This is a genomic window from Gemmatimonas sp. (assembly GCF_036405635.1).
In the GTDB taxonomy this organism is placed as follows: domain Bacteria; phylum Gemmatimonadota; class Gemmatimonadetes; order Gemmatimonadales; family Gemmatimonadaceae; genus Gemmatimonas.
In genome coordinates, this window is sequence record NZ_DASWXE010000090.1 from 20,732 (window position 1) to 30,480 (window position 9,749).

At 64.8% G+C, this 9,749-nt stretch carries 10 protein-coding genes; 5 read left to right on the top strand and 5 right to left on the bottom strand.

Annotation, left to right across the window (positions count from 1 at the left end; all coding sequences use genetic code 11):
* Positions 1-91 precede the first annotated feature (91 nt).
* Both VGE27_RS07570 and VGE27_RS07575 read left to right on the top strand, forming a co-directional pair.
* Positions 92-427 (top strand): helix-turn-helix transcriptional regulator, encoded by a 336-nt coding sequence (locus VGE27_RS07570; protein ID WP_331049039.1) that lies wholly within the window; start codon positions 92-94, stop codon positions 425-427.
* Positions 424-1,827, top strand: coding sequence for a type II toxin-antitoxin system HipA family toxin (locus VGE27_RS07575; protein WP_331049040.1), 1,404 nt, complete (start codon positions 424-426; stop codon positions 1,825-1,827). The genes VGE27_RS07570 and VGE27_RS07575 overlap by 4 nt, the downstream gene beginning before the upstream one ends.
* A gap of 29 nt (positions 1,828-1,856) precedes the next feature.
* On the opposite strand, the gene VGE27_RS07580 is transcribed toward VGE27_RS07575, so the two are convergent.
* Positions 1,857-2,318: a DUF4399 domain-containing protein gene (locus VGE27_RS07580; RefSeq protein WP_331049041.1), complete on the bottom strand. Its 462-nt coding sequence runs from the start codon at positions 2,316-2,318 to the stop codon at positions 1,857-1,859.
* 204 nt (positions 2,319-2,522) lie between these two features.
* Here VGE27_RS07580 and VGE27_RS07585 point away from each other — a divergent pair, with 204 nt between their 5' ends.
* Positions 2,523-4,100 carry an ATP-dependent DNA helicase RecQ gene (locus VGE27_RS07585; RefSeq protein WP_331049042.1) on the top strand — a complete coding sequence of 526 codons (1,578 nt, stop codon included), beginning with the start codon at positions 2,523-2,525 and terminating at the stop codon, positions 4,098-4,100.
* Positions 4,101-4,120: 20 nt separating this feature from the next.
* Here VGE27_RS07585 and VGE27_RS07590 read toward each other — a convergent pair whose 3' ends face one another.
* Genes VGE27_RS07590 through VGE27_RS07600 form a run of 3 tightly spaced genes read right to left on the bottom strand, consistent with a single transcriptional unit; the run spans position 4,121 to position 7,705 of the window.
* Positions 4,121-4,798: a hypothetical protein gene (locus tag VGE27_RS07590; protein ID WP_331049043.1), complete on the bottom strand. Its 678-nt coding sequence runs from the start codon at positions 4,796-4,798 to the stop codon at positions 4,121-4,123.
* A 36-nt stretch (positions 4,799-4,834) separates the two neighbouring features.
* Positions 4,835-6,010 (bottom strand): lactonase family protein, encoded by a 1,176-nt coding sequence (locus tag VGE27_RS07595; protein ID WP_331049044.1) that lies wholly within the window; start codon positions 6,008-6,010, stop codon positions 4,835-4,837.
* A gap of 39 nt (positions 6,011-6,049) precedes the next feature.
* On the bottom strand, positions 6,050-7,705 hold the full coding sequence (locus VGE27_RS07600; protein WP_331049045.1) for an SDR family oxidoreductase: 1,656 nt from the start codon (positions 7,703-7,705) through the stop codon (positions 6,050-6,052).
* 137 nt (positions 7,706-7,842) lie between these two features.
* On the opposite strand from VGE27_RS07600, the gene VGE27_RS07605 reads away from it, so the two are divergent.
* On the top strand, positions 7,843-8,391 hold the full coding sequence (locus VGE27_RS07605; protein WP_331049046.1) for a hypothetical protein: 549 nt from the start codon (positions 7,843-7,845) through the stop codon (positions 8,389-8,391).
* A 75-nt stretch (positions 8,392-8,466) separates the two neighbouring features.
* Here VGE27_RS07605 and VGE27_RS07610 read toward each other — a convergent pair whose 3' ends face one another.
* Positions 8,467-8,883 carry a hypothetical protein gene (locus tag VGE27_RS07610; RefSeq protein ID WP_331049047.1) on the bottom strand — a complete coding sequence of 139 codons (417 nt, stop codon included), beginning with the start codon at positions 8,881-8,883 and terminating at the stop codon, positions 8,467-8,469.
* 225 nt (positions 8,884-9,108) lie between these two features.
* On the opposite strand from VGE27_RS07610, the gene VGE27_RS07615 reads away from it, so the two are divergent.
* The coding region (locus tag VGE27_RS07615) for a hypothetical protein (RefSeq protein WP_331049048.1) at positions 9,109-9,749 on the top strand (641 nt) is incomplete at its 3' end.

Here is a 9,749-nt window from a genome sequence, read left to right on the forward strand (position 1 = left end):
TAGTACCTTTTCACAAACACCAATATTTAAGCGCCGCATAAGTCACTTAGAGATAGTTATATATGCCCATAACGCCTCATACGTCGTATAAATGCCGAGGATAACCGCCGAACTCCCGACCCCGGATGTCCTGCGCGAATTCGGGGACCGCATTCAGGGATACCGACTGCAGCAGAACCTGCGCGTGATCGACATCGCGCGCCTGTCGGGGCTGCCCACCCGCACCATCAACCGGTTGGAGGCGGGCGAAAACTCCACCCTGGAGACCGTCGTGCGCGTGCTGCGCGCGCTCGGCCGCCTCGAGGCGCTCGAAACGTTCCTCCCGCCGCCCGTCCTCTCGCCGATCCAACTCGCGGCCATGAGCGGGCAAGTGCGACAGCGCGCGAGCCGGCCGCGCAAGTCACCGGAATCGCCGGACCGCGAATGATCGCCCGAAAGTCAGCAGCTCGGCGTGCCTCGGGTGGGCCACCCACCGCGGCACTCGCCACCGTGCGTTTGTGGGGGCGCGATGTGGGTGTGGTGGCGGAGGATCCGTCCACCGGGACCGTGATCTTCGAGTACACCGACGCGTTTCGCGCGTCGGGGCTCGAGATCTCACCGCGTCACCTGCCGCTCAATCGACGCGGGCCGCTCGTCTTTCCCGAGCTCGCCCGTTCGGATGCTTTCCTGGGTCTGCCCGGTGTACTCGCCGACAGCCTGCCCGATGCGTACGGCAACGCCGTCATCCGGCGCTATTTCGAGCAACGGGGACGCGCGCAGGATGCCATGAGTCCGGTACAACGCCTGTTGTATATCGGGCAGCGAGCCATGGGGGCGCTGGAATTCACACCGCCCATCGAATCGATGCAAACCGATGCCACACGTGAGGCACTCGAAGTCTCCACCCTCGTCGAGCAGGCGCGCCGCGTGATCGAAGGCGACACCTCGATTGCGATTCCGGAGATGATGCAGGTGGGTGCAACGGCGGGTGGCGCGCGCGCCAAGGCGCTCATCCTCTGGCACCGCGGCAACGGACGGGTGCGCTCGGGCTTCGCGCCCGTGTCGTCGGGTGACGAACACTGGATGATCAAGTTCGATGGTGTGGCCATCGGCGAAGGTGGACACAGCGTGACGCGCGACTTCCGTCCGCAGCCCTATGGCCGCATTGAATTCGCGTATGCGCAGATGGCGCGTCGGGCCGGCATCGAGATGAGTGAGACACACCTGCTGCGTGAGCGCGAGTTCGCGCACTTCATGACGCGCCGCTTCGACCGGGTGCAGCGCGGCGTCTCACTCGCCACCATCGCCGAACAGGACACCCCCATCACGCAGCTCGCAGCATCAGGCCCCGAGCCCACCGCACGCCTGCACATGCACACGCTCGGAGGCCTCGAGCATGCTGACTACAACGTGCGGCAGATCCTGTCGTACGAAGACTGGTTTCGCACCATCCTTGCGCTGCAATTGGGGCAGCAGGCGGTGGATCAGGCGTACCGGCGCATGGTGTTCAACCTGGCCGCCCGCAACCAGGACGACCACGTGAAAAACATCGCGTTCCTGATGGACGAGCGCGGGCATTGGTCACTGGCCCCCGCCTACGACCTCACCTGGGCCGTAGGCGGTGCCTGGACGCGCACGCACCAGATGACGGTGCGTGGCAAGGACGATCATTTCACCCGCGACGACCTGCTCGTCGTGGGCAAGACCTTCGACGTGCCGGAAGCGGGCGCGCGCATCATCGACGATGTCGAAGAAGGCCTCGCCGCATGGGAATCAGCCGCAAAGTCCGTGGACCTTGGCCGCACCGATATCGACGAACGCGCGCGCCTGTTCCGGCACTTCGTGTAGCGCGTCGCGTAACGCCAGCGAAACCGGCGTTACTTGATGACGACGATGTTGAGCGTGTCGCGCTTCACCGACGCCATCGGCACATGCGCGCCATCGGCGAACACGGCGATGATACGATGCGGGCCGGGCTTGAGCCCTTCGATGTTGCGCTCTGTCGACGCATCACCCATGTGAATCACGATCGGCGCTGCCGGCAGCGGCGCCGTATCCGACGGCACGTCGCCGTCGATGATCAGGTGATGATGCCCCTTGCCCGGCTCGGCCGTGCCCGTGGCCGGCACGACTTCCACGCCCATCGCCTCGAGACGCACCGTGAACGGCTGCATCACCGAATCGCCTTCGGCCGGCGAGGCAATGCCGATGGCGACAACAGCCGGAGCGGCCACCGGCGCAGCGGCGACACTGTCGGCAACAGGCGCCTTGTCGGCACCAGAGCAGGCGGACACGAACGAGACGGCGGCGGTGACGGCCAGAATCGGAAGACGGCGCACGGGAGGATCTCCAGGCGGGTGGGGTCGCCGGTTCGGGATCGAACGGCGGGATCACACCACAATGTGTGATTCGGTGCAATCTAGAGCATTGCCGATATCAGTGCAGGGCGTGGTGGCCAACCTGGACGATCGGCGTGGGCATCGCCTTACGGTAGCAGGCACAGGTCCATCAGCATCGGATACGGCACCTGACTAGAATGCAGCGTGCCCTCCGCTGACCCGCTTCTCGCTCCGGCCCGCCTCACTCCCGACGACGTCCTCCACGACGTCTTCGGCTACACCGAGTTCCGTCCGGGACAACGTGAAGTCATCGACGCGGTGCTCGCGGGCCGCGACTGCATCGCGCTCATGCCCACCGGCGCGGGCAAGTCGCTCACCTATCAGATCCCGGCGCGCCTGCTGGGCGGCACCGTACTCGTCATCTCGCCGCTCATCTCGCTCATGAAGGACCAGGTGGACGCCGTTGCCGGACTCGGCTACCGCGTCACCGCGATCAACTCCACGCTCGATCCCAACGAGCGTCGCGCGCGCCTCGATGCGTTTCGTGCCGGCATGTACGAGCTGGTGTACCTCGCCCCCGAAGCGCTCGATGGCTACCTAGGTGACTTCGTGCAGGGTTGCCCCATCTCGCTACTGGTGGTGGATGAAGCGCACTGCATCAGTCAGTGGGGACACGACTTCCGCCCCAGCTATCGCCGCTTGCAGGGACTCAAGCAGCAGCTCGACGTGCCGGTGCTCGCCCTGACGGCCACCGCGACCCGCGACGTGGCGCGTGACATTCTGCGGCAGTTGGGCATGAAAAAGCCCGCGGGATTCAAGGGCTCGTTCTTTCGCCCCAACCTGCGCATCGGCGTGCGCAAGAAGGGTCAGGGTGGCAACACGCGCCGTGAGATTCTCACGCTGGTGCGTGCACACGCTGGCGAGAGCGGCATTGTGTATTGCCAGAGCCGCAAGGGAGTGGAGCAGACCGCCGAATTCCTGGTGCAGAATGGCGTGAAGGCGCTGTCGTATCATGCCGGTCTCGAACCCGACGAACGCGCGCGCAATCAGGAGGCCTTTCAGTGCGACGATGTCGATGTGGTGGTGGCGACCGTGGCATTCGGCATGGGCATCGACAAGTCGAACGTGCGCTTCGTGATTCATCGCGACATGCCCAAGGACATCGAATCCTGGTATCAGGAGATCGGTCGCGCCGGTCGCGACGGTCTGCCCAGTGATTGCATCATGTTCTACTCGTGGGCCGATGTCATCGCGCACGAGCGTTTCCTCGACCGGCTCGAGGACGACGCGCTGCGCGAGCGCACCCATGCCGCCACCAAGGCGCTGTTCAACCTCATCGAGCGTTCGAGCTGCCGGCATCAGGCATTGGTGCGCCACTTCGATGAGACCGTGGAGCCCTGTGGCTCATCGTGTGACCACTGCAGCGGCGAAACGGTGGAAGCCCGCATCGCGGAAGCCGCCGAGCAGGAGCGTGTGGCGCAGGGGCCGTGGCGGCGCGTGTCGTCGGGTGGTCGCGCCCAGTCATCGTCGTCGCTCGATGCACACGAACTCAGCACGGTCGATCGCGAGCTGTTCGATGCGCTCCGTGCACTGCGGCGCGAACTGGCGGACGAAGCGCGTGTGCCGGCTTACATCGTGTTCGGTGACCGCGTGCTGCTGGAGATGGTGTCGCGTCGCCCGGAGACGCACCATGAGATGCTGCAGGTGCCGGGCGTGGGTCAGGCGAAGCTGGAGAAGTATGGAGACTACTTCCTGGAAGCCATCGCCAACCACAGCCCATAGCTCACGGCCAAAGCGACTCTCTACCGCTCCGTTGTCCCGTCGTCGTCCACGGTGAGCCCCAAGCCAAGGCCAGCTCCCAGTCCTCCCGCGCCCATGCCCCCGGCGCCAAGGCCGCCGCCCTTCCCTCCACCGCGGCCTTCGTCCTTCCCGCCACCGTCCTTCTTTCCGGCACCGTTCGCGCCCGGACGCGCCGGCCCCTGACGCAGTGCCGCGACCGTGGCGGGCACCGGCTCGAGGTCGAGCACACGCCGGATGAAGTTGCGCAGCGACACCACCAGCGCCGCCGTCTCCACCTGGCGCCCCGCCACCAATTCGTTGATCACCTGTGTGGCGAGATGCACCTGCTCCTCCGTTCCCAACAGCAGCACATCGGAGAGCGCGCCTTCCACCGCATCCCGCGTGCGGCGCGCGCGATCACCCGCAGTCATGGCGGATTCGTCGAGCAGTCCCGCCTCTCGCAGATCACGGAGGTGCGTGGGGTCGACCAGCAGATTGCCGGTGAACGAACCACCCAGTGTCTTGTACGCGGCGATGAGAATGCGCAGCCGTTCATTGACCTGACGATTCTCACGTTCGCGGCGCTGCTGAATGGTCTGCATCGCCAGCAGGCGAATGCCCACACCGATCAGCGTGACCAGGGCGAGACTCACGAACGTCGTGAGCACGGTTGACCATGAACTGAAATCAAGACCGCGCATGCATCGACTCCCGTGTCAGGTTTGCAGCGTACGGTGTCAGGCGAACGTGAGACACACGGGCACCGGCGCCTCGAGCACCTGCCGCGTTGCGGCCAGTTGCCCCGTCACCGCATCCACCTGAAACGCCAGAATGTTGTCGGACCGCTGATTGGCCACCAGCAACCCCGCGCCATCGGGCGTGAGTGTGAAGTTGCGCGGTCCACTGCCGCCTGTCGGTACCGACTGCACCAGCGACAACTGCTTGCTCGCCGCGTCCACCGAAAACACGGCGATGGTATCATCGCCGCGATTGGAGGCATACACCGTGCGTCCCGTGGGATGCACGTGCAGGTCGGCCGGGAAGTTCTCCACCGTGGCACCTGCCGGGCGTGTGGAAATACGCTGCCGCTCGGTGAGCGCGCCGGTGCTGCGATTGTAGGCGAACGACACAATGGTGGAGTCGAGCTCCGTCACCACGTAGAGCGTCTGGCCGTCGGGCGAAAATGCGAGATGACGCGGCCCGGACCCCGGACGCAGCATCACCTCCGGCACCTCGGCCGGTGTCAGCTTGCCCGTGGCCGCATCGAGACGCGCCACATGGATTTTGTCGGTGCCGAGGTCCGTCATCAGCACAAACCGATTGCCCGGATCGGTCACGATGCAGTGTGCATGCGGGGCCACCTGTCGCACCGGGTGAGGTCCCTTGCCTGTGCGTGCCAGGACCGTGGTGGCTTCGCCCAGCGCGCCATCGGCGGCGAGTGGCAACACGGCAACGTTGCCACCCACGTAGTTGGCCACCATCACTTGACGCCCCGTGCGGTCGATGGACACGTAACACGGCGCAGCTCCACGTGACGCCCGCGATGGTGCGATCGCGGTGAGTGCACCACTCGCGGCATTGCGCGCAAACACCGTCACGCTGCCCGAGGCCTGACCACCGAACTCCACCAGCTCATTGACCGCCACCAGCGCACGGCCATCGGGCGTGAGTGCGAGAAACGACGGATCGGGCGTTTCCACGGCAAGCTCCAGCGCACCGAACTGCAGCGTGACCGGGTCTACGGCCACGCGATAAATGCCTTTACTCTTCCCTGTCTTCGTATACGTGCCGATGTACAGCGTCCATGGTGCGCGCGCGGCAGGCGCACCGGGAAGACGATGCGCCACCCAGAAGCCGGCCGCCGCAGCAGCGGTCAGGAACTCACGGCGTGACTGCGAATGATCCCAGATCATGTGGGCACGTGCGAGACAAAAAGTATGACCGCGTTCGGACTACCAGTCGGTCGGCGCGTAGTCCTTGAGGAACTGCCCCCAAACATGCTCGCCCGTGGCCACACCGGCGATGATGGGGTCCACGATACGCGCCGCACCATCCACGATGTCCAGCGGCGGATGGAAGCGATGATTCTCCACCTTGCGCGCGGCGATCTCTGCCACGTCTTCATCCGTCACCCAGCCGGTGTCCACGCTGTTCATGTGGATGCCGTCCTGCTGGTAGTCGGCCGCCGACGTACGCGTCATCATGTTCAGCGCCGCCTTGGCCATGTTGGTGTGCGGGTGCCGCGTGGTCTTGTTGTTGCGATAGAACTGGCCTTCCATCGCCGACACATTCACGATGTGCTTGTCGCGGTTGTCGGTGCGCAGCATGAGCGGCTTGAGACGTGCGTTGATGAGGAACGGCGCAATGGCGTTCACCAGCTGCACCTCCAGCAACTCCACGCTTGGCACTTCGTCCATCAGCAGTCGCCACGAATTGCGTGTACGCAAATCGATCTGCTGCAGATCCTGATCCAGCTTCCCGCTCGGGAACAGCTGCTCGCCGACATCCAGTTCATCGTCCGGCAGCAGCGCCACCTGCGACAACGCGGCCGCGTGCGTGAGCCCCACCCGGTCGAGCGCCAGTTCCTCGATGGTTTCCGCGCTCACCACGCCAGCACCTGCATCTGCATCTGCCGAGGCCACTCGCCCCGCGTTGGCATCACGCATGCCTTCGTAGCTGCCCAGCAACGCGCGCGTGGTCGACGGCAATGTGCCCGCAGCCGCGCGTTCGCCTTCCATCATGTGCGCATAGAAGGCGGGTGGGCGCCGCACCGTCTGACAGGCATTGTTCACGATGAAGTCGAGCCGCGACTCTGTTTGCAGCAACTGCCGGCAGAACGCCTCCACGCTCGGCGTATGGCGCAGGTCCAGCCCAAAGATCTCGAGCCGATCCTTCCAATGCTCGAAATCAGGCTCCGCCGCATAGCGCATGGCCGAATCGCGCGGGAAGCGCGTGGTCACCAGCAGGCGCGCACCGCAACGCAGCAGCTTGAGACCGGCCTGATAGCCAATCTTCACGCGGCCACCGGTGAGCAGCGCCGTGCGGCCGCTCAGGTCCACGAGCTCGGTGCGCTTCCGGAAATTGAAGTCGGCGCACTCCGTGCACATCTGGTCGTAGAAGTGATGGATCTTCGTGAACTTCTGCTTGCAGATGTAGCAGTGCTGCGGCACGACCGATTCCGGTCCGTTGTCCGACCGGTTGTCGGCGCCTTCCGGCGCCTCCACCTCGTCATGCGTCACGGAGGACGTACCGAGGGCGGGATCGCCGAGCAGATACACATTGGGTGTGGTGAACACCGGCTTGCGGCGCAGCGCACGAATACCGGTCTCGTGCAGCATGCTGTCATCGCGCAGCGCGGCCTCGAGCTTTCGCTGACGTGCGGTGGCCTTCACCATCGCGCGACGCGCGCGCACATCGGGCTGGAATACCGTGGCCACCGCCTCGTCGAAACGGCGGCGGTCTTCGGTGGGCACGGTCATCAGCAGGGTGCGGTCTGCGATCACGCGTTCCAGCAAACGGGCAGCGGCACGCAGATCATCGACGAAACCTTCCGGGGCGACGGAAGGGTTCGACGGCTGTTCGGGGACGTTTTCCAGTGGCTCGGTCATGAATTCACCATGCCCAATGATAGTCGGGGCAGGCTGAGGCGTGGCACCAACCGCCCCCCTTCGGGGGTAGCACCCTCAACGGCGCCGGTTTGGCGCCTCCCTACCGTATGATGACTCGACCCGGCACAGGAGCCGCGATGATCCCTTTCCGTCATGTCACCCGTCTGGCCGCGATCGCGGCCGTTGCCCTCTCCGCCAGCACCTCGACGCTGTCCGCGCAGGGCCACCCACAAACCCGCCAGGGGTTTTGGCTCACGGCCGGTCTTGGTGCCGGCAGTCGTGGCTGCGAAGGCTGTGATGACCGTCGAGGTGGTGTGGTGGGCCAGCTCGCGTTGGGCGGCACGATTTCCCCCCGTTTCCAGCTCGGTGCGTCGTACAACCTGTGGACACGCGAAGATGATGGCGTGACAGGATCGCAGAGCGGCCTCATGGCGCTCGCCAAGTTCTATCCCGCGGCCCGTGGCGGCTTTTTCATGCAAGGTGGCCTGGGTGTCGGCCAGCTCAAGACGCAGCGTCGCAACGTGAGTGTGACGGAAGACGGCACGTCGGCGCTGATCGGCGTGGGCTATGACCTGCGTGTGGCGCGCAACTTCAGCGTCACACCGTTTGCCAACCTCGTGGGCGGCCAGTTCGACGGCAATTCGGCCAACTTCAATCAACTGGGTTTTTCGCTGACCTGGCACTGATAGCCCGATCAGCTTCTGCCGTTTACCACGCGCCCGTCATTGCACATGACGGGCGCGTGGTATTGGTACGTACGATCAGGGAATGACGAGCGTGATTTCGGTCACCGGACGCGTGGACGTGCCCACCTGGATCGGCACCGTCTTCTCTGCCTGGGGTGTCCCCAGATACGGAGTCAGCACACGGCATGCGTACAGCGGCCCCTCGAGTGGTCTGAATCCACGCGGGACATTCAGATCCAGTGCAAAGCGCCCGTTGGCATCGGCTTCACCGGTGATACCAAACGGCACCTCTTCAGAGCCGACACACGACACGCCAATCTGTGCGCGGGCATTGGGAGATCCGTCCGCACGTGTGACCGTACCGCTGATGCGTGCGAAATAGTCGACGCCGTTGTTGTTGCCCACATCGGTGGTCGCCATACAGCCGGCGAACATGGGCATGGCCAGTGCCAGTGCCAGTGCACAGGCGGAGCGGATTCGTTCGAGGCTCAATGTCATCCTTCAGTCTGGAGAACTGGGATCGACCGCGCAAGGCGAGATCGATGTGACCCGAGGGGATGATCAGGAGGTATAGCATGCGCGGCAATCTGCCCCGTGCTCTTCTGCCCTTCACGCTCTCCAGCCCTGTGGGTCCATCGCATGCGTCGGCGATTCCTCTCCACCGCAGTGCTACTTGTTTTCTCGCCGCGAGTTGTTGCGGCACAGCCTGCCAGACCAATGGTCAGCGCGGCGACCATGCTCAGCAGCGGCAATGGGGCACAGTGCCAGGCGCCGTCCATCGTCGCGGCACAGGCAGACTGGACCAACCTCTCGGCAACAGCGTACTCCGCACCGGTCACTCGGACCACGCGATTTGGCACCAACACACCGGTGGTGGCGCTCGCCGCCCGTTCCCCCGCATATCGCGGCTGGGCACTCGCCGCCTCAGGTGCCGTGGGAAGTGGCGGTACTGACTGTGTGGACCTTGCCAGCACACCACGCGCGCTGCTCCGCATCACGCGCCAGTTGCATCAGGGTGGTGTCAGTGTGTGGTACGGCTATCGCAGTCTTTCGCAACTCGATCCGACTCGTGATCAGCAGGGGCTCACAGTAGGTGTATGGCAACGCGTGCGGGGCGTGAATGCCGCACTCGACCTGCGCGCACTCGATCGCACCACCTCACTCCATCGCAACGTCTGGAGCGCACCGCTCGCGGTCTACACCGATTCTGCATCGGCACCGCCGGCATCCAGGCAGACCATCACCACGCAGGCGCAACTGCGCTCGTTCGATGTGCGCACCCGACTCCAGTTCCACGCCGGCCCGGTCCTGTTGGACGTCACCGGTGGCAGCACCGTCAATCAGCGTGTACGTGCACT

Coding starts and splice junctions, on each gene's coding strand:
- VGE27_RS07570 (WP_331049039.1), top strand. CDS start 92: ATGCCGAGGATAACCGCCGAACTCCCGACCCCGGATGTCCTGCGCGAA.
- VGE27_RS07575 (WP_331049040.1), top strand. CDS start 424: ATGATCGCCCGAAAGTCAGCAGCTCGGCGTGCCTCGGGTGGGCCACCC.
- VGE27_RS07590 (WP_331049043.1), bottom strand. CDS start 4,798: ATGCGCGGTCTTGATTTCAGTTCATGGTCAACCGTGCTCACGACGTTC.
- VGE27_RS07595 (WP_331049044.1), bottom strand. CDS start 6,010: ATGATCTGGGATCATTCGCAGTCACGCCGTGAGTTCCTGACCGCTGCT.
- VGE27_RS07600 (WP_331049045.1), bottom strand. CDS start 7,705: ATGACCGAGCCACTGGAAAACGTCCCCGAACAGCCGTCGAACCCTTCC.
- VGE27_RS07605 (WP_331049046.1), top strand. CDS start 7,843: ATGATCCCTTTCCGTCATGTCACCCGTCTGGCCGCGATCGCGGCCGTT.